22 protein-coding genes are annotated in these 20,179 nt (G+C 32.1%); all 22 read left to right on the plus strand.

Annotated features, from left to right (window positions below):
* The first annotated feature begins 33 nt into the window (after positions 1–33).
* The 22 genes from T335_RS0103160 (at position 34) to T335_RS0103275 (ending at position 20,092) form a co-directional block, all read left to right on the plus strand.
* Positions 34–231: a protein NO VEIN domain-containing protein gene (locus T335_RS0103160; RefSeq protein ID WP_026476241.1), complete on the plus strand. Its 198-nt coding sequence runs from the start codon at positions 34–36 to the stop codon at positions 229–231.
* A gap of 196 nt (positions 232–427) precedes the next feature.
* Positions 428–1,039: a hypothetical protein gene (locus T335_RS0103170; protein ID WP_026476242.1), complete on the plus strand. Its 612-nt coding sequence runs from the start codon at positions 428–430 to the stop codon at positions 1,037–1,039.
* A 330-nt stretch (positions 1,040–1,369) separates the two neighbouring features.
* A complete protein-coding gene (locus T335_RS0103175; protein ID WP_026476243.1) occupies positions 1,370–2,239 on the plus strand; it encodes a hypothetical protein in 870 nt (289 codons plus the stop codon).
* 200 nt (positions 2,240–2,439) lie between these two features.
* Complete coding sequence (locus T335_RS22620; protein ID WP_242837239.1) at positions 2,440–2,673, plus strand: MBL fold metallo-hydrolase; 234 nt, start codon at positions 2,440–2,442, stop codon at positions 2,671–2,673.
* Positions 2,674–2,729: 56 nt separating this feature from the next.
* Positions 2,730–3,074: a ComEA family DNA-binding protein gene (locus T335_RS22625; RefSeq protein WP_026476245.1), complete on the plus strand. Its 345-nt coding sequence runs from the start codon at positions 2,730–2,732 to the stop codon at positions 3,072–3,074.
* A 14-nt stretch (positions 3,075–3,088) separates the two neighbouring features.
* Complete coding sequence (locus tag T335_RS0103190; RefSeq protein ID WP_026476246.1) at positions 3,089–3,289, plus strand: DUF3006 domain-containing protein; 201 nt, start codon at positions 3,089–3,091, stop codon at positions 3,287–3,289.
* Between the two features lie 246 nt (positions 3,290–3,535).
* Positions 3,536–4,207 carry a hypothetical protein gene (locus tag T335_RS0103195; RefSeq protein ID WP_026476247.1) on the plus strand — a complete coding sequence of 224 codons (672 nt, stop codon included), beginning with the start codon at positions 3,536–3,538 and terminating at the stop codon, positions 4,205–4,207.
* A gap of 176 nt (positions 4,208–4,383) precedes the next feature.
* Positions 4,384–4,632: a hypothetical protein gene (locus tag T335_RS0103200; protein ID WP_026476248.1), complete on the plus strand. Its 249-nt coding sequence runs from the start codon at positions 4,384–4,386 to the stop codon at positions 4,630–4,632.
* 86 nt (positions 4,633–4,718) lie between these two features.
* Complete coding sequence (locus tag T335_RS0103205) at positions 4,719–5,012, plus strand: hypothetical protein (protein ID WP_026476249.1); 294 nt, start codon at positions 4,719–4,721, stop codon at positions 5,010–5,012.
* Positions 5,013–5,165: 153 nt separating this feature from the next.
* Positions 5,166–5,525: a hypothetical protein gene (locus tag T335_RS0103210; protein ID WP_026476250.1), complete on the plus strand. Its 360-nt coding sequence runs from the start codon at positions 5,166–5,168 to the stop codon at positions 5,523–5,525.
* Positions 5,526–5,713: 188 nt separating this feature from the next.
* Positions 5,714–5,785 carry a hypothetical protein gene (locus tag T335_RS22980; protein WP_242837244.1) on the plus strand — a complete coding sequence of 24 codons (72 nt, stop codon included), beginning with the start codon at positions 5,714–5,716 and terminating at the stop codon, positions 5,783–5,785.
* Positions 5,786–6,229: 444 nt separating this feature from the next.
* A complete protein-coding gene (locus tag T335_RS0103215; RefSeq protein ID WP_026476251.1) occupies positions 6,230–6,811 on the plus strand; it encodes a class I SAM-dependent methyltransferase in 582 nt (193 codons plus the stop codon).
* 533 nt (positions 6,812–7,344) lie between these two features.
* Complete coding sequence (locus T335_RS0103220; protein ID WP_026476252.1) at positions 7,345–7,545, plus strand: hypothetical protein; 201 nt, start codon at positions 7,345–7,347, stop codon at positions 7,543–7,545.
* Entirely contained in the window at positions 7,509–8,855 is a 1,347-nt protein-coding gene (gene ltrA / locus T335_RS0103225; protein WP_026476253.1) for a group II intron reverse transcriptase/maturase, read from the plus strand. The genes T335_RS0103220 and ltrA overlap by 37 nt, the downstream gene beginning before the upstream one ends.
* Before the next feature lie 1,212 nt (positions 8,856–10,067).
* The gene (locus T335_RS0103240; RefSeq protein ID WP_026476255.1) at positions 10,068–11,648 is read left to right on the plus strand and encodes a recombinase family protein; all 1,581 of its coding nucleotides are present in this window, start codon (positions 10,068–10,070) and stop codon (positions 11,646–11,648) included.
* A gap of 590 nt (positions 11,649–12,238) precedes the next feature.
* Positions 12,239–12,538 carry a metal-sensing transcriptional repressor gene (locus T335_RS0103245; protein WP_026476256.1) on the plus strand — a complete coding sequence of 100 codons (300 nt, stop codon included), beginning with the start codon at positions 12,239–12,241 and terminating at the stop codon, positions 12,536–12,538.
* A gap of 151 nt (positions 12,539–12,689) precedes the next feature.
* Positions 12,690–15,167 carry a heavy metal translocating P-type ATPase gene (locus T335_RS0103250; RefSeq protein ID WP_026476257.1) on the plus strand — a complete coding sequence of 826 codons (2,478 nt, stop codon included), beginning with the start codon at positions 12,690–12,692 and terminating at the stop codon, positions 15,165–15,167.
* A 132-nt stretch (positions 15,168–15,299) separates the two neighbouring features.
* On the plus strand, positions 15,300–15,515 hold the full coding sequence (locus tag T335_RS0103255) for a heavy-metal-associated domain-containing protein (RefSeq protein WP_026476258.1): 216 nt from the start codon (positions 15,300–15,302) through the stop codon (positions 15,513–15,515).
* A 191-nt stretch (positions 15,516–15,706) separates the two neighbouring features.
* Positions 15,707–15,922 (plus strand): heavy-metal-associated domain-containing protein, encoded by a 216-nt coding sequence (locus T335_RS0103260; protein WP_026476259.1) that lies wholly within the window; start codon positions 15,707–15,709, stop codon positions 15,920–15,922.
* A gap of 133 nt (positions 15,923–16,055) precedes the next feature.
* Complete coding sequence (locus T335_RS0103265; protein WP_026476260.1) at positions 16,056–17,132, plus strand: hypothetical protein; 1,077 nt, start codon at positions 16,056–16,058, stop codon at positions 17,130–17,132.
* Positions 17,133–17,375: 243 nt separating this feature from the next.
* Positions 17,376–18,374, plus strand: coding sequence for a phosphotransferase enzyme family protein (locus tag T335_RS0103270; RefSeq protein WP_026476261.1), 999 nt, complete (start codon positions 17,376–17,378; stop codon positions 18,372–18,374).
* Between the two features lie 389 nt (positions 18,375–18,763).
* Positions 18,764–20,092 carry a helix-turn-helix domain-containing protein gene (locus tag T335_RS0103275; RefSeq protein WP_026476262.1) on the plus strand — a complete coding sequence of 443 codons (1,329 nt, stop codon included), beginning with the start codon at positions 18,764–18,766 and terminating at the stop codon, positions 20,090–20,092.
* Positions 20,093–20,179: the final 87 nt, after the last annotated feature.

Below are 20,179 nucleotides of genomic sequence, written 5' to 3' on the forward strand. Positions count from 1 at the left end.
AAAATCTTAAAGTCGCTTACATTCAGTTGGAGTATGCTATTTACTGATAAAGAATGGAATATTGCACGACAATTTAAAGAAAATTACTATTTAGTTGTTGTCAGTAATGTTGCTGATGAAAGAAATCTAATATTTAATATAATTGATAATCCAACTGAAAAGTTAAGTGTTAAGAAAAATGTTTATACAACAGTACAAGTTAATTGGAATGTTCCAAGTTTAAGAAGATAATATTTAATGAGGAAGAACAGGTTCAAAGTAACTGAAGAAAGAGATAATCTATGCCTTATAAAGTAAGTAAGAAGAAATTTATACAGAAGATTGAAATTAAGAAAAAAGATACTGTAGAGCCCTCAATCTGAATTATGCTGGATTACTAGCTACTATATGTTGATTAATAAATAATTAGTGTAAGAAAGGAGCAATCATGAGAGATATCAATGGAAATGGTAACAAAACTATTGTAATCGAAAATGGAAACACGATTAATGGTGATAATGGAATAATTGCAAATACTTTGATTCTTTGTAATGGAGAAAAAGAAGAAAAAGTAGTGTATGAAGTTAAAAGAGGTAAATTAAATATTAGTTGGAAAGCAGCTATAAGAACAGCAAGCACACTTTCAGTAGTTTCGTTTATAAGTTTGATATCTAGTTTAATAACAATTTTTCAAAGTTTTAAAAACCTTACTTTAATTGATTTTAACGAAAAGGCTTTTCTAGGAATAACCTCATCTACATGGATTATTATCTCTATGATGGTATTTTTATTTGCATTTATGATAGTAGTATATCTTATTATGCTTAAAAGAAAGCGAATAATCAGTATTATGCCTAAATCTATATTATCAAGGCATATTGGCTTATTTAAAGACGGTAAGTTGGGGATGATGAAACTACAAAGTAAATGTCACATTCATAATTGTGGAGGAAGTTTCAGATTTGAATACGATCCTGAAAGAGATAGGTATTTTTTTGTATGTAAAAGGAATCCAAGTCAACATAGATTTGAATTTGACTTTACAAAATTAGAGTATTAACTGTTCAGTCTAACATCTCTTAATCCTTCCTAACCCTTTTGGACAACTACACACTAATTTAGTAAAATAAAAACTAACAGGAGGTTGTCTAAAATGAGATCAAAGCAAAATAGGTTTTCAGCTGATTTTTAAAATCAAATAGTTAAAGACGTCAAAGAAACAGGAAATGCCACCTTAGTTGCTAGAAATTAACCTGGTTCCAGTACTGTAACTAGATGGGTTAGGGATTAAAAAAATATCAATAAGAAAAATAACCCTTTAAATCAAAATTATAAAATTGATGCTACTTCATCCAATGCTAAAATTAAAAAATGATAAGGAGTTTTGGATATGATTATTAGTGAAGCAAAAGTAATAATAGAAGGTATAGACATAATAGAAAGTTTTGAATTAAAAAAATATATATTTGAAGATTATGTAGAAAAAGTTTTTATAAAGAAATTGGATAATAAAAGTATAGCAGCTACTTTTAATATAAAAAGTGAAGATAAAAATAAGAACTTTCTAATAGCTAACGAATTTAAAGAGTTTTTGATCAAACTATTTTCTTTGTTTGGTGTTTGTACACGAATAAAAGGAGAACTAGAAATAAATACATCGAATGATTTTTTAGCTGCAACAGTTGAAGTGAGACCTCCGATGAGAATTGTAGGCGGAAATGAAATAAATTTAAAATCACATATAATGAAAGATAATATGGAAAACAAACAAGCCAATGAACAGTTTTTCAATCTTATTGAATCTAATAAAAATATAAATATGCTCCATAGATTTCGTGCATTATTTTCTGTTTTTGATAGTTTAGCACCAAAAAAGAATGGTGGTATCCATATAAATTATGAGTTACTAGCATCTAGATTTGAAAGTATTATAAAACAAATCTATGTAGAAGAATATCTAGAGAGGTTATTAGACATTATTAATGAATTTATAATTGCAGACTTAAAAGATACAAGAAGTAATCCACCTAAGTGTTTTTCTAAAAATATAGAAGAGGAAAGGGAAAAGTTACATAATGGAACATGTATTAATAGTATAATAGCATTTAATCTTTTAAAATGTATCCAAGTAACAAGAAATAAAATAAATCATGGAGATTTTAATAATGTATCATATAAAGTAGTAGCAGCTTCTTATGAACTTTTATTACCTTTAACTCAAGAATTAATGAAAGATCAATACAACTGTACTGAGAATTGATTATGAGACCTTCTAATGGCACACTATAATTATGAATGCAACTAGGGAGGCAAAAGCAATGCAAACACCTTATATCCATCATATCTGTCATACTACTAATAACAATGCTATTTACAGGCTGTACCCCACAAAATGAATCAAATCTACAGCCTATAAGCACCCAGTCAGAAACCAAGGTACCAAAAGAGAATAGTGGAGAAATGATAGTCCATTTCATAGATGTAGGACAAGGTGACTCTACTCTAATTCAAACACCAAATGGAAAAGCAATACTTATCGATGCAGGAGAATATACCGTAGCAGAGAGGGTTGTTGCTTACATAAAAGAACAGGGAATACTGACAATTGATGTACTAATAGCAACTCATCCCCATTCTGATCATGTAGGGGGTATGGCTGAAGTTATTAAGAACTTTAACATAGGTAAAATATAAATGCAATCATATCAGTAGGTACGGATAATACCTATGGGCATCCCCACGATGTTGTAATGAAAAGGTTAAAGGAAGCAAATACAGAAGTTTATAGAACTGATATACATGGCGATATAGTTATTACAACCGATGGAAGTAATTATGACATAAAGTTAAATCCAATTAAGCAAGAGATTATAAAAAATGAAAGTGCAAAAGACCTGCAGAACAAAAATGGAATAAATATTAATACTGCAACTTTAGAAGAATTACAAGGGATCATACACATAGGGCTAGCCTATGCACATCAAATTATAGAAATAAGACCTTTTACATCAATAGATGAACTCGTTAAGATAAACGGTATAAGTGTTGGACGATTAAAGGACATAATAGAAGAAGGAAAAGCTTATGTTGAATAAAGGGAGTGAAACGAGTGAAGGTGATTATTGATGGATTTGAAGAGAAATATGCAGTAGTAGAGCTAGAAAATAGAAAGGTGGTTGATATACCAAAAGAACTATTACCTAAAGGAGCAAAAGAAGGAGATGTAATCGAAATAACGATTAATTCTCAAGAAACTAAAGAACGAAAAGAGAAGATAGAAAAGCTGATGAAGAATCTTTGGGCTGATTAATTGATAAAGATATTAAAACAAACAAACCGATGGTGATAGCGCTATCGGTTATCTTAATGCTTAAAAGAGAGTAGAAATTTTTTAAAAATGTCGAATTATAAGAGAATTTGAGGAACGCTTTACAAAGGTGTAATAATATAGCACGTAGAATAGTGGCTATATGAATACATTAGGCGACATATATGATATTTGTGCATGATGTTTGTAACTTAAAAAATTAAACAGAATAGCAGGAGGAAGAATTATATGGGACAAGTATATTCAAAAGGTAAAGTTATCGAGTATATATGGCAATACTCGCGATATTATGGGAATTTACTAGGATACTGTGAACAAATAGCAAATGATGAAAATGGACATGCTTCTCTTAATTATTTATTCAACTTAGCTGAAATTGTATTTAAATCAAAGATAAAAGATTATGATTCCGGATTCAAGAAAGTAATAGAAAAGTTAAAACAACAAAATTTTATTAATGATATTGAATATGACTTTCTAAATAACCATGATAATGGTATGAGGCAAATAAGAAACTTGCTTGCTCATGCAAACTTATCCAAATATAATATAATATTTTTAAACGAAGATAAAAATCTTTTATACCCATTAACTGAAAATGAAACATGTGTAAAACTATATCATTTATTTTCTGATATATTATTTAACATAATGCTAAAGGTTATCAGTACAGAACTTATAGTTCCAATATCAATTGATCTTGATAAGGTAATTAACGATATAGATATCGAAATTAAGGTTATTAGTGCAGAGAAACTATTAGAGTACAAAGGAATTGATTACCAAGAAATATCTGAATGGAACAATATTTCGGAAGATGATAGATACAGGCTTGCTGAAAATAGTCAAGATGTTAATACCATAACGGAAATACTTAAAAATTTATTTGAATCAGAGTAGAGTGTAGAAACGCCTCCTAACAATGCACTCAAGTTCGTTTTAGCTGATTAGGGTCACCCCTTTTAAGTAGTTGAGGCCAAAGCACATTTCTCAGTCCAAGATAAGAGCTATCTAGGGCTGAGAAACGTCTTGAGTGCAGAAACGATAGCCATTTAAATTAGAAAGGAAAGATTATAATGAGGGATCCTCGAGGTAGATTTAAAAATATTGCACTTCACTTGTATCAATTACAATTGAGAGATAATTTAAAGCAAGTATTCGATATTGATGATATCCAGGAAGAATGGTCATCAATGCGAGACGAATATGACCTCTCTATTTATTCTCCTCGATTGGATGTTGCAATAGGTCCTTTTGCAACTCATGAGCGTTTAGGTCTTGTATATGATGATATGTTAAGAAACCCTTTAATTGATGCTTCGTAAGGAGGCTGGTTGAATACAATAGAAACAATTTAGAGAGATATGGAGATGGATTCGTTCTTCCTGCATGCTTTGAAGAGATTCTTTATATGAATCATAACGCAAGATGTTTCATGGCTATTGAAATTGAGAACTTAGTTAGTAGAAAGCATCTAATGGGTGGAGCAATAAATGCATCTGCTCTTGGGAGATTTGGAGTAGTTATTCCGTGGTCAGATGAAAAATTGAGGGCATTCATTAGATTAGTTCGATATCTGCATTACCTTCGATACGCTGAGAAGAATACATTTGATACATCCAATCTATTAATAGTTACAAAAGAACAAATGGACACTGCAGTATTGGAAATATTAGAGCAAAGAATTGAGAATGTAGCGCAGTGAAGAATTTTTGGTATATAATAAGAATACTGGTCAAATCATCACTTGCTTTTTACCTAAATGGAGTAGTAGTAATGCCCGTAATATAGCAAAATGGAGTCAGGATGCATATAACTATTATGTAAACAATATAAAATAAGAGGTGACTATTTCAATATGAGTAGGTATTTTTGTTCCATTTGTGGAAAAGTATTATTAGAAGAGTTTGCTATTGGGTATATTTGTGCTTGTTGTGGTAATGAATCGTGTGTGAGTGATGATATATTGCCTGAAGAATTAGAAAAATTCACCAATCAAGATTTAAATAGTGCAGGCTATGTTAAAAGTGATTTAGAAAAATATGATCGTATGCCAGTCGAGGTAGCCCACCGATTATTAAGAGCAAAGTGGATAAATAGTGGGTGTAAGTGGAAGTTCAATGATGAAAACGAGATGCCTAACGATTGGGGTTTGGAGAAAGCAAAACAGCAGTTAAGTAATATTGATGAAGATGTTGATGACTACATAAACAGATAATAAAACCTTAGAGGGTTGATCTGTTTGACAAATACTCTAGGATTATGAGACATTTCACTCCATGGTTATTTTGGTATTGATTTAAAAATATTATGGAACGTAGTAGAGCTAGAAAATAGAAAAATGGTTGATATTCCAAAAAACTACTACCTAAAGGAGCAAAAGAAGGAGATGTAATCGAAATAAAGATTAATTCTCAAGAAACTAAAGAACGAAAAGAGAAGATAGAAAAGCTAATGAAGAATCTTTGGGCTGATTGATTAATATAAATATAATAAACAAACCGATGGTATGATGATATGTTCCCCTTATGGTAGACAGTTAAAATTATAAAAACTGTTAACTGTAAGGAAGAGCATATCAACGCTGTCGGTTATTTTAATGCTCAAAAAAGAGTAAAGTAATTAATAAATGTCGAATTATAAGAGAATTTGGCGAACACTTTACAAAGGTGTAACAATATAGCACGTAGAATAGTAGTTATATGACTATTGACATCAGGTAAAATTAAAGAGGTAAAAATTAGCAGAACAAGGTTCGTGAATATCTCCTAAACAGCACGATTTACGAATCTGGTTTCGGTAATATTACGTTATATGCAATCCCATTTTAAAATTGGATATAATACATAATGTAGAAAGTTAAATAAATAAAAAAAGATGAAACGAAAAGTTTCAGATGACTTTGGAGGATAAGTAGTAAGTATGTTAAATGTAAATATTAGAGATGTAAATATGAAATTTAAAACTTCAAATGAGGTTTTCTCACCTCTAAATGCAGATAGAGGGACTTTAGCTATGTTGTCAGTAGTTGAATTTAATGATAATGATAAGATACTCGATTTGGGATGTGGTTATGGTATAGTTGGAATATTTTCAGCTAAGATAGTAGGTCCAACAAATGTAGTAATGACCGATATAGATAGTAAAGCAGTAGATATTGCTAGAGAAAATATTATCCTAAATGATGTCAAAGGAATTAGAATATATCAAAGCGATGGATTTAGTAATATTAATGAAAAAAACTTTAGTTCTATACTTTCTAATCCGCCGTATCATACTGATTTTTCTGTTGCTAAAGAATTTATTGAAAAAGGATTTAATAGATTAGTGATCGGTGGGAAAATGTATATGGTCACAAAACGTAAAGATTGGTATAAAAACAAGTTAATTTCTATATTTGGAGGTGTAAAAATTTGGGAATTAGATGGTTATAATGTTTTTATGGCAATCAAGAAAGATAGCTTTTATGCTAATGTCAAGCCGATGAAACAAAAAAAGAAGTAATTAGAATACGTGATAACTATTAATTTTACACATCAAAACTAGAAAAGCTGTAGTGGGATTAGTGAATAAGAAACGTGGGACAGCAGATAACAGCGTGTTTGAGGGAGGTGCTGGAGGGCGCGTTTTGCGGGAAAGGTCAGAGCACCACACCTCCTCACTGGGTGGCAAGCACCGCCAAGACGGTCTATCTTTAGGGTCCAGTTCGAAGGCGTCGCAAACACGGAAACGTTAGTGCGCCAAGCAAAGCTTGGCATCTCTTGCAGGGTGAGAGTCCCTGTCAGGTAAGGTATAACCAACCACCTGTATTGAGTGTTGCGCCAATGCTGGTGACAGTAAAGGTGAAGCGTACACAAAGAACTATATAGACCACAGGGGAGACCGTAATCCCTGAAACATATTCAGCCCCGTAAATCGTGTGCCTAGAAATAGGATAATGCAGATGGCGACATGTTTAACGTCATGGAAGCCAATACAAAGAAGTCGTTAAAGGTGAGACTTTGGAGGGTCTGTCGGGGTCCAAGGACGTGGTATGTATGGAGAGAGATGTCAGGAACTTGGGAGATCTTATCATCCCTCTAAATGAGAAGCATATATCAACCGAAAAAGAAGAATATGTAAAGGTGGTAAGAAGTCGGATTTCTCCATATTACTCAGAGGGTGGGAGAGCCATCTACAAGGGGAAGGGAGAAACAGGAGTATGCACCATTCAAAGGAAAAAAATGCCAGACATGTAGGGTTGGAAAAACATTTGCAAACCTCCCTGAATGGTATCGAAAGGAAAGCGAAATACAAGAAAGACCATAAGTTTGAAAATCTATATAGACTACTGAATAAATGGACTCTTAGCCAATCATGGAAGTCTATTAATAAAAGAGCAGCAAAGGGAGTCGACAAAATAAGTGCCAAAGAATTTGAATCCAACTTAACTGAAGAACTAAATTTACTTGAAAGAGAACTAAGAAATGGATCATACCGTACCAACCTAGTAAGAAGAACACACATTAGAAAATCTAATGGTGGTCAAAGACCTCTAGGAATACCAACTGTAAGAGATAAATTGGTACAAGCGACCTGCAGTAAAATACTAGAGGCCATCTATGAACCTAAGTTCTATGATTTTAGATATGGTTACAGAAAAGGAAAAGGTGCTAAAGATGCGGTTAAGCATCTAGGAAAGGAACTCAACTTTGGCAAATATGGCTATATAGTGGAGGCAGATATCAAAGGGTACTTTCAAAATATCAACCATGAATATCTAGTGTCAATGCTATTCCATGATATAGCTGATAAGTCCTTTATAAGGCTCATCAAGAAATGGCTCAAAGCAGGGATTATGACAGAAGAGAACATCGTTGAAAAACCTCATCAAGGAACCCCGCAGGGTGGTGTCATTAGTCCCATATTAGCCAACATTTATCTTCACTATATTTTAGACCTATGGTTTGAAAAAGTAGTCAAAAAGTACTTAGAAGGTGAAGGGATGTTAATAGCCTATGCTGATGATTTTGTATGCGCCTTCAGATACAAGAAAGATGCAGAACGGTTTATGGTAGCGCTAGAGAGACGTTTCAAGAAGTTTGGTCTTGAACTTGCAAAGGATAAAACAAAACTCATAAAGTTCAGTAGATTTAGTAAAGAAAGAAATGGAGAATTTGATTTTCTAGGTTTTAACTTTAATTGGAGAGTATCAACGAAGGGGAAAGACATCATCACCCATACAACAAGTAAAGGAAAGTTTAAAGCATCAGTTCAGAGATTTAAACAGTGGATAAAAGAAAGTAGAAATAAGAGACTTAGGAAACTGACAGACCATCTGAACATCAAATTAAGAGGATACTATAATTACTATGGGTTGATTGGAAACTATAAGATGCTTGAAAAGATGTATATAATTGTTAAAAGGCAGTTGTATAAATGGCTAAACCGAAGAAGTCAAAGAAGGAGCTTTAACTGGATAGAATTTAAGAAGAAGTTAAAAAACAACTATCCACTGTTAAAACCGTATGTAGAAACCGCAAACGAACAAATGGTATTTCAAATATAAGCAGAATACGGAAGTAGAGATATACAACTGAAGAGCCCGGTGCGGTAGTTCCGCACGCCGGGATCTGTGCCAGGGGCGGTGGGTGACTGCTGGCTCTATGGCGACGGTGCATTGGGGAAGACTCACTATGTTAAATCACATTTGTTAAATACATTATAATGAGTATTTATTGGAAAGGAATAAAATATGAATTTGAGAAAACCTCTTAAAGTAGTTACAAATGTTGCATATACTCTTGGAGTAGTTTTTACTTTATATTTTGGAACCATAAGTCTTTTCGGATCTAATGAATCTATTTACCCTGCAGCAATGATTCCCATCACTTGGAAAGAAAGGGCATTCATCGGGCTTGCTTTTTATAAAGATCCAATTGTTGTAGATGAAAATTATGAAAATTTATTTTGGTACTATGAATTTTTTACATTTTTTCTCATTATATTGGCGGTATTTTGGTATTTATACTTTTTAAAAAATAGATGGCTTGATTTACTAGTTTGTACACTTGTTTTATTTTACAGTTCATTTAGTTTTCGATTTTATAAAAAAATTAAATTTAAAAAGTTAAATTCCCTAAAAGTTAGGTATCTGAACCTACATAAGAAGACTATAATACTAATTTCATTAATAATAATATTGTTTTTTTAATTGAGTGAATTTAATATCTCAAACAGACTCTTGAATGTATAGGGTCTGTTTTTTTGTTAGAAAAAAATTCATAGTTAACAATATGGGCTATGATGGTTCATGGTTTTATTTTGTCCACGTAATAGAACAATTTTCCAGTAGCATATATTTTAAAAGGGGTGATGTTATGGAAAAGAAAAAACATAACATAGCAGTAATAGAAGAATTTAATAATACTAAACAAATGAAGGATAGCCTTCAACAATTGTTTATCGAGATGATTTTAATAAGTGAGAAATAAAACTTGATTTGCCACCTACTATACTTTACTGGGGAAATTGCATATTACCATAACAATAAACCATAACAATAAATTTATATTCGATTTATGCAAAAATAAAAACTAAGTCGCGCATTGTGAAACGAGTAATCTCCTTTGTATTCCAACAAATTACTCGTTGAACACTAAGTAGCGAAGTTTTTATTTTGCATTAATATAAATATAATATCAATTATGCAATTTCCTCTACTATTAATAAATGCATAAAGTAGGTGGTTATATTCTGTCTAAAAGGAGGATATAATCACGTGAAAGTGGCAATTTATTGTAGATTCTCCGACGAAGATAGAGATAAAAGAAGTAAGCTTGATGATAGCGAAAGTATACAAAATCAAAAAAATATGCTTACTAAATATGCTATTGAACAGAGATGGTCAATCTATAATATTTATAGTGATGATGACTATTCTGGTCTAGATTCAGAACGGCCAGAATTTTGTAAAATGATTGCAGAAGCAGAACAAGGGAAGTTTAATATTATCCTCTGTAAGAGTCAGTCTAGGTTTACTAGAGATATGGAGCTAATCGAAAAATATCTACACAATAAATTCTTAGAATGGAATATTAGATTTATAAGCCTAAGTGATCATGTAGATACCCACCAAAAAGGTGGTAAGAAAGCTAGACAAATTAATGGCCTAGTTAATGAATGGTATTGCGAGGATATATCAGAAACGATAAAAGCCACCTTCAAAAGTAAAATAGAAGATGGTAAGTTTATTGGCTCATTTGCCACCTATGGCTATGCGAAAGACCCTAGCGATAAAAACAAATTAATAGTTGATGAGGTAGCTGCTGAGACAGTAAGACAAATATACAAATGGTACCTTGAAGGAAACGGTACCCAGCACATAGCCTTTATGCTCAATGACAAAGGCATACCTAACCCTACAAAATATAAACAGATGAAAGGTCTAAACTACGTTAATGCTGCTCAAAAGAAAAGCTATGGTTTATGGAACAAAACAACAATTAAAAGAATCTTAAAAAACCAAATGTATATTGGTAATATGGTACAGGGAGTAGTAAAGAAGGTAAGCTATAAAACCAAGAAAAAAATCAATGTAGATAAAGAAGATTGGGTAGTAGTAGAAGGAACTCATGAAGCAATTATTGATAAAACCACCTTTGAAAGTGTTCAAAAAAGAATAACTAGCAGGGGAGGGAGTAGTGGTACGGGTAAGACTCATATATTTGCTTCAAAAGTAAAATGCATGGATTGTGGTAGTACAATGAGTAAGACTTCTAATACTAGTGCACGTAGTAAAAACGTATACTTAAGATGTTCTTTATATGCTAAGACCGGCAAACAAAATAAGCTATGCAGTAGCCACTCCATTAGATTAGACGAACTAGAAGCTATCGTTACAGAAAAAATTGTTACCCATTTTACCATGATCGACAACGACTTTGTATCTTCAAAACTCCACCAACAATCAGAAATATCTAATAGGGTTTTAGCGATAAAGAAAGAGCAAACCATGAATACGAAGCTAATTGAAGAGAAAACTACCCTTATAAAGAATCTTTATATAGATAAAGTAAAAGGTGTGGTTGATGAAGTCCTTTTTATAGAAATGAAGTCCAGCTTCGAGAAGGAAAAAGAGACTCTATTAGGCCGACAAGAAGAACTATCTAAACATATTGAAGAAATACAAAATAAAATTAATGATATTGAAGCCTATAGAGCTATAGTAAATCGATATAAGAATATCGATAAACTTACCCCTACAATAGTAAATAAATTTATAGATTATATAGAAATAGGGGAGAAGGATAAAGAGACCAAAGAGAGGGTAATAAAAATTAAATGGCTATTTTGGTTTTAGTAAAGCTTAAATAATGTGTTTATGATACCGCACCCCATGTGATTGACCCTAGATTCCCAAGAGTAGCGGATGAGATTATCTTCCAGTAATGGTGACTAGTGTAAATTATACTAAGTGGGTAAAATCCAAAGTAGAATCAATTCTTGTTGAGGTTATTGGTGTTTTATAGATTTGTTATTATTAGATTTTTCGGACAAGCTACAATAACTACGGACTTAATAAGGAGTTGATGATAAAAGAATTTGAGGCTCTTATAAAAGATATATTTGACATAGAACTTAGAGATTAAGAATATATAGCATTCTAATGATGCTGGTGTGGATGTTGTTGCGTTTAATAGAATCGATAGACATAACCCCTTAACCTATTTTTGATAGAGTAAGGGGTTACTTGATTATTTGAGACAATATCATATCTACAAATGGTTGAAATCCATTCTTCATCTAAATTTCGAAGTCATAGCAATAGCAATTATAATCATCTTAAAATATTTATAGAGAACTCTTTTGAAAGGTATCAGCTATATAAAAAACACTTTACATACCCTACGGGGGTATGGTATATTGAGTCTAGAGGGAGGGGGCTATCTTATGAAACTGAAAAAACTTATAAAACAATCATTGAAAATTAAAGAAGGTATTATGTATGGATTAAATAAGATGAAAAGCTTTCTTCTGGAAAAGAAGAAGCCCACTGTACTATCACGGGAAGACAAAGAAATTATTACAAACCGCTTAAGTGAGATGCAAAGGCAAATTGATGATATTAAGTTTATGATTGAAAGTGATGACCACTACTTTGATATTATTAAACAAATTGAATATTCAAGGAGAGTTTTAAATGCTGCAGAGATACTATTATTAGAAAGTCACTCTGTGCCATTACAGTAGTATAATTAGCTTAGGAGGAGTTCTATAAGACATTAATATAAAGGTGGAAATTTTTTTAAATAGCTATATACTATACGGGGGTATAGTATGCGGTGAGTGGTTGAAGTGGATGTTAATAGATTTAATTTAAAAATAGAGAGGAGTTTTAAAGGTGGAGCAAATTAAAAGCATTCAAAAAGTAGATTTTAAAGTCCAAGGTATGACCTGCAGTAGTTGCTCTAATAACGTTCAAAAGAAATTAAATTCTTTAGAAGGTATTATTGATGCAAGTGTTAATATAGCTACTGAAAAAGGACAAGTAGAGTATGATAGTAATAAAATCGATATTAAAAGCATTTTAAATGCAGTTGATAATATGGGATATAAAGCAATATTAGACGAAGAAAAAAATACAGAAAAAGTTACCTTGAAAATTAAAGGTATGACTTGTACAGCATGTGCAAATAAGGTGGAAAAATCGTTAAATAAAATCGAAGGCATTGTATCTGCAAATGTGAATTTTGCAGTAGAAAAGGTGACAATAGAGTACGATCCTAAAAAAACTAGGTTAATAGATATGCAGAAAAAAGTTTCTTCGCTAGGGTATGAACTTAATATAGAAGAAGATGAAGAAAATTTAATAGATGAAGATGAAATAAAAATCAATAAAGCAAAGAAAACAATGATGACATCTATTATATTTACAATTGCTATTAAGGGTCTTATGTTGATCCAAATGTTTATTACTCCTATTCCAGGTTATTTACCGATTATTGCAGTCCTTGGAATACCAATTATTTTTGGAACGGGGTGGCATGTTCATGTTGCAAGCTGGAAAGCACTAAAAAATAAAAGTCCTAATATGGACGTATTAGTAACATTAGGTTCTTTACCACCTTATTTAATTGGCTTAATGGCACTTTTCTTTCCGCTACAATCCTTCATTGAAATGGCTACAAGCATTATGACTTTCCACTTAATTGGGAAATATTTAGAAGCCCGTGCAAAAGGTAGAGCTTCTCAAGCTATTAAAAAGCTACTTCAAATGGGGGCTAAGACAGCAAAGATTATTGTTGATAGAGAGGAAATTGAAATTCCTACTAAGGATTTACAAGTAGGAGATGTCATGGTGATACGCCCTGGAGAGAAAGTACCTACTGATGGTATTGTTGTTGAAGGAAATGGACTATTAGATGAGTCCATGGCTACAGGAGAATCGATGCCTGTGAAACGACAAAAAGGCGATGAAGTAATTGGTGCAACAATTAATAAACAAGGTTTATTAAAGGTTGAGGTAACTAAAGTAGGCAAAGATACATTCCTATCTCAAGTTGTTAAAATGATGGAAGAATGTCAAGGTTCTAAAGTTCCGATACAGGAATTTGCAGATCGTATTACTGGCTACTTTGTTCCAGCAATAATTCTTCTTACAATCGGGACATTTATTTCTTTTAACATTTTCTCAGAATTTCACCTAAGTATTATCAAATGGGGAGCAACATTCCTACCATGGATAAACCCTGAGATGACACCACTTACTTTAGCATTTATCACATCTACAGCTGTATTAGTAATCTCTTGTCCATGTGCATTAGGACTAGGAACACCAACGGCATTAATGGTAGGTAGTGGTATGGGAGCAGAAAATGGAATCTTAATTAGAAATGGTGAAGCGATTCAAACTTTTAAAGAAGTAAAGGCTATAGCCTTTGATAAAACAGGGACTATAACTAAGGGGAAACCAGAAGTGACAGATTTAGTTATGGCAGAAGGTGTTAGTGAAGAAGATTTCCTTTACTATGCAGCTACTATTGAACATGGGTCTGAGCATCCCCTAGCCCATGCTATTATGGAAAAGGCAAAGAATGAAAAAATTAATTTAGGAAAAGTAATTGATTTTAATGCTGTTGTAGGTATGGGAGTAACAGGTAATATAGATGGAGAAAGAATATTTGTAGGAAATAGAAAACTGATGAAAGAAAATAACGTTTCTTATGGAGCCTATGAAGAAGAATTAATTAGGCTAGAAGAAGAAGCAAAAACTGCCATGATGATTGCTAAAGGAGATCAATTATTAGGGATTATAGCTGTAGCAGACCCTATTAAAGAAGACTCCCCACAGGCCATAGCAGCGTTAGAGGCTATGGGTATTAAGACAGCCATGATTACCGGGGATAATAAAAGGACAGCTGCAGCTATAGGTAAGAAAGTTGGAATTAGCCACGTAATTGCAGAGGTGCTGCCAGATGGTAAAGTAGAGGAAGTTGTAAAACTACAAGAAAAGTATGATACAGTAGCTATGGTAGGAGATGGTATTAATGATGCTCCAGCGCTAAAACAAGCTAATGTAGGTATAGCAATTGGAACTGGTACTGATATTGCAATAGAAGCTGCTGATGTGACTTTAGTAAGAGGAGAGTTAAGTGGGATTATATCTGCAATTAAGTTATCTAGAGCTATCTTTAGAAAAATTAAGCAAAATTACTTCTGGGCATGGTTCTATAATGCACTGTTTATTCCAGTAGCCATGTTTGGTTTATTACACCCAATGTTAGGTGCTGCTGCCATGGCCGTAAGCTCATTAAACGTTGTATATAACTCATTGAGACTTAAAAAGGTAGATATTAGTCCTATTTATGTTGGTAAATAAATTTTTCTATATTCTACGTGGAGAGTCTAACTAGACCTCTGATATATAGTTGCAGAAACAGATTTTATTTAATCTAACGTCACAGCGGATTTAGTTAAATAAAGTGATAATAATTAAAAGGGAGAGAGTGAAATGACAAAGAAAATAGTAGTTGAAGGTATGAAGTGTGGTAATTGTGTTAAGCATGTGAAAGAGGCCTTAACTGGTGTAGATGGAGTAATAAGTGCTGATGTAAACTTAGTAGAAAAGATTGTTGTAGTTGAGACAAACAGCGATGTTAGTAATGAAGCTATAAAAGCTGCTATTAATACTGAAAAATACTATGTAGTGGGAATTGAAACGTTATAGTGATTAGACTGAGCTTTGGTAATAAAATTACCAAAGCTCTTTTAAACAATAGAGTTGATTTTGGCAAAGTTAAATTTGGTAGTAGATAGTGTTCTAGTTAACTGGTGCATAAAGTAAATGACAATAAAGGGAGGTGAATCCTGGTTTATTTAGTAGAACCTATAATATTGGTTCCTAAGCTAGGAAATAAAATGAAAAAGAAAATTATAATTGAAGGCATTAATTGTGAATACTGCGCTTCGGAAGTAATCAGAAATCTAATGGGGATTAAGGGAGTTCATTCAGTGGATTTAAATTATTCGGATAAAAATGCTGTAGTTGAATTAAGCCAAGAAATAAGTAATGATAAGTTTAAAATAGCAATAGAAGCAGCCGAATGTAAAGTAGTAGAAATTAAAGAAATATAATAAGTTAGCTTTTATCAATTTATCACCAGCATGATAATAAAATATCTATAGGATAGAGTATTTAACAATCACCTCTTCTAAGTCAGTTGAATAAACTGAAAAGATAGCAGGCTTAGAGGAGGGATTAAATCATATGGCAACAAAGGGAAAGATTAAACGATTATTTCCAGGAGGCAATACTTCGGTAGGCTTTTTCTCGTATTATCAGTACGTAATTGATTTAAAGGAAGCTAACAGACTTTACTTACTAAAGGGTGGCCCTGGAGTTGGAAAATCTTCTTTGATGAAGAAAATTGGTCACGGAATGGTAGAAAGGGGTTATGATATCGAATTTCATCACTGTTCAGCAGATCCTGAAGGGGTTGATGCTGTAGTGATACCAGCCTTAAAGGTTGCAATTATCGATGGCACATCACCCCACGTGATTGATCCGAAATTCCCTGGAGCAGTGGATGAAATCATCAACCTAGGGGAGCATTGGAATGAAGAGGATCTAAGGGCAAATAGAGATGATATAATAAGCTCAACAGAACATAATGGGAAAATATACAAAAGAGTATATAAATTTTTATCAGCAGCTAAGATAATTCATGATGATGTTGAATGGATCTATCAAGAGGCATCAAATCAATTAAAAACCACAGAAGAATCCCAAGAATTTATAAAGAAAATAATCAAAGGAACTAAACAACAAAGTAAGTTACCAAAAGAACGACACCTATTTGGTAGTGCTTATACCTTCTTTGGTCATATTCATCATCGGGAAACCTATTTAGAAGATACCAAAAAACTCTACAGCGTTGTGGGGTCCTCTAGCCAGCGCAAATCTGACATATTAAAGAAAATTGCAGATAAATATTTAGAAAAAGGATATGATGTTGATTTTTATCATGAACCCCTTGTACCAGAGCGATTAGAATCAATTGTTATACCCGAGGCAAGTGTAGCTATAACTAGTTATAGGCAGGAACAGGCTAAAAAGATTTTAGATTTAGATGAATACATGAATACAGACATTCTTAACAAATATGCAGAAGAACTTGAAATAAGTCAAGGATATTTCACATTACTGTTGGAGCAGGTATATGAAAATCTTAAAAAGACAAAGAAGAACCATGATGGTATGGAAGAATATTATATCCCAAATATTCGTTTTGAAGAGATCAATGATGTAACGAATAAACTTTTAGAGAAGATATTAAATCTATAGAACAAACAGTAAGCGTAAATAGCTATAATCAAAGTTCAAAAAATCCCTCACTAACAGGGATTTTTTGTATGATCAATAGCAGGAATTCTGCTTTATCAGTAGAATAGATATACTAGACAAACGAATAATATTTTTAATACATAATAAAAAAAATATATAGTCGATAAGTATAGTTCAGTTTTTATTGCATTATTCTCTCTATGGTTATTAAAATGGTGAATTCTATAGTTAGGAGGAAATACAGTGGAAAAATCAGTAGAAGAACAGTTTAGTGAAGGTCTATTACATCAAGCGGCGAGGAGATTTGGTTTAAAAGAGCAGGGGCTAGAATTATTAGGTAAATTCGAAAACTATGTTTATGAAGGCGAAAAAGATGGAAATAGATATATTTTAAGGCTAGTACATAGCAGCCATCGAGAGGAAAATATGATTTTGGGTGAATTAGACTGGTTAAGATTTTTATCTGAACAAGGGATTAAGGTGGCAAAACCAAATCCATCAATTAACGGCAATTTAGTTGAAATTATCTCTGTAGAGAAAGGCTATTTTCTTGTTAGTTTATTTGATAAGGCTCCAGGAAAAATTGTTGATCCCACAAATAAACTAGAATGGAATGGATATTTATTTGAAAAATGGGGCAGAACAATAGCTGAAATCCATAGGGCTACTAAAGAATATCAAGTTCCAAACGATAGGATTAAAAGACCAGCTTGGGATGAAGATGATTTATTAGATCTAGAGAAATATATAGGTAACGAGGAAGAAAAAATTATAAACATAGCTAAGCAACTTGTAGACTATCTTAACAGCCTTCCAAGAGACAAAGACTCTTATGGACTAATTCATACTGATATTCATTTCGGAAACTTTTTTGTTGATGGAGGAGAAATAACCGTTTTTGATTTTGATGATTGTTCATATCAATGGTATATTAGCGATATAGCTATTGCTTTATATTATTCTGTTTGGAGATGTGTTGGAGATAAGACAGAAGAAGAGAAACTGGTCTTTGCTACAGAGTTTTTAAGGGCCTTTTTCAGAGGGTATAATGAGATCCATAGACTCGATCAATATTGGATCGACCAATTACCATATTTTTTAAGATTAAGAGATATTGTCCTCTATTCTGTATTAAATAAAAAGCTAGATAAAGGCAACTTAACTGAGAGACAAATCGATTTATTAAATCAGATTAAAGATAGAATTGAGAAAGAAATTCCAATTGTCACAGTGAGCCTATAAATATCTATCAAATCCCTTTAATAGGGATTTTTTCTATTTTATATGAAATTTAAAGGGTAGAGGGAGTTTACTATAGATACAATAGATGTAAAACATATAAAATATGTTATACGTGATATAGGGAAAGAAAATAGTCTTTTTACCTAGAAAATTATCGCTATCTCTATATCAATATTCAAAAATAAAGATTAATAATAGATAATCCTAATAACAAATTTAAACAAATTAGCAAAAAAACTGCAAATAACATTTACATGACTATTGAATTATCGTTAATAATAGTATATATTTATTAGTAGGGGATAGAAAAATACAGAAAGGGATTAATACAGTTAAGGGACTGTAATTGATTCCTATGGCAGAAGCCTAAAGGAAAGGGGTAGGGTATTATGGAGATATTAACTCCTGGAGAGAAGGTAAAAAAGATACGTAAAGAACTGGGGTTAAATCAAGAAGACATTGCAAGTGACCAAATATCAAAGAGTTTAATTAGTATGATCGAGAAAAATAAACGAAATCTAACAGAAAAAGTAGCCGTTATCATAGCTAACAACATAAATAAATATTATAAGAGAATTGGAAAGGAAATTTTTCCAGAAGAATTAATGGAATCAGAAATAGAGCGGGTTCAAAGGGACATTTATAATGAAATAGAATACCTTAGAGGATCTGTGGATAAAGCCATAATAAATGAAAGGTTATTTGATGCTAAGTTTAATACCTTAATGAAAACAGTTGAACATTGGAACTTAATAGGACCTAAAATGGAATTGCTCTTAATAAGAGGGGAATTTTATCATAAAAACTATAAATATAAAGATGCTATTAAAGATTTATCAGAAGCATTAGTCTACTATATGCAAGAAAAAGATTATGGAATAGTAGCACGAATATATAACTTTATAGGTATCTGTTATTACATGTTAATGTTAGTTGATCAAGCTCTGATCTACTACATAAAAGCCTATGATACTGCAATAGAAAATGATGTTTCACCAGATATTGTTAACACTCATACAATTATACTTAACTTAATCCTCGCCTATAGAAAAATAGAAAGATATGATATGGCCCTCCATTATCTAAATCTTTTAAAGAAAATAGATGTAGATTATATAGTTTCATTTCGTCATCAGATTAAAATTGGTATACTAGAGGCTAATACCTATAGGGATTTAAAGAATTTCCCTAAGGCAGAAAGGATGTATAATAAACTATTACAAAAGGCAGGAGAGATAGAGAATTATTATTTGATTGTCATTTATGATAATTTGTCCATTCTAAATTTGCAATGTGGAAATATTGAGAGGGCTCTTTTCTATATAAATAAAGCCTTTAAATTAATTAATGCAACTAAGCCAAGTGATCTGTTAGGCATCATTTTGACAAAAGCTCAGTGTGAAATGAAACTAGGTAACATAAGTAATGCTTCTAAGGCTTTACAGGAAGGGTTAATCATCGCCAAAGAAGTATCCATGAATGAGATGATCATAGACTATCATTTTGCTATAGTAGAATTATATATCATACAGAAGGACTATAATAATGCTTTAAATCAGTTAGAAATTGTTGAGAAATTAATTATGAAAAATGAAATTAAGCTAAAAATAAATGAGCTCTATAGTTTTTACGGACAAGTATATTGTTTGATTGAAGAAGGAGAAAAAGCAATAAGCTATATGTTAAAAATCCGTAAGGGATATCTGCAGCAAAAATAAATAGTGTCCACACTCCCTCTAGCAAACCATCGTTACAGGGAGTTTTGTTTTTTCTAAATGGATTTTAATTAACAAGTTACATGACAT

It is taken from the genome of Alkaliphilus transvaalensis ATCC 700919 (assembly GCF_000621485.1).
In the GTDB taxonomy this organism is placed as follows: domain Bacteria; phylum Bacillota; class Clostridia; order Peptostreptococcales; family Natronincolaceae; genus Alkaliphilus; species Alkaliphilus transvaalensis.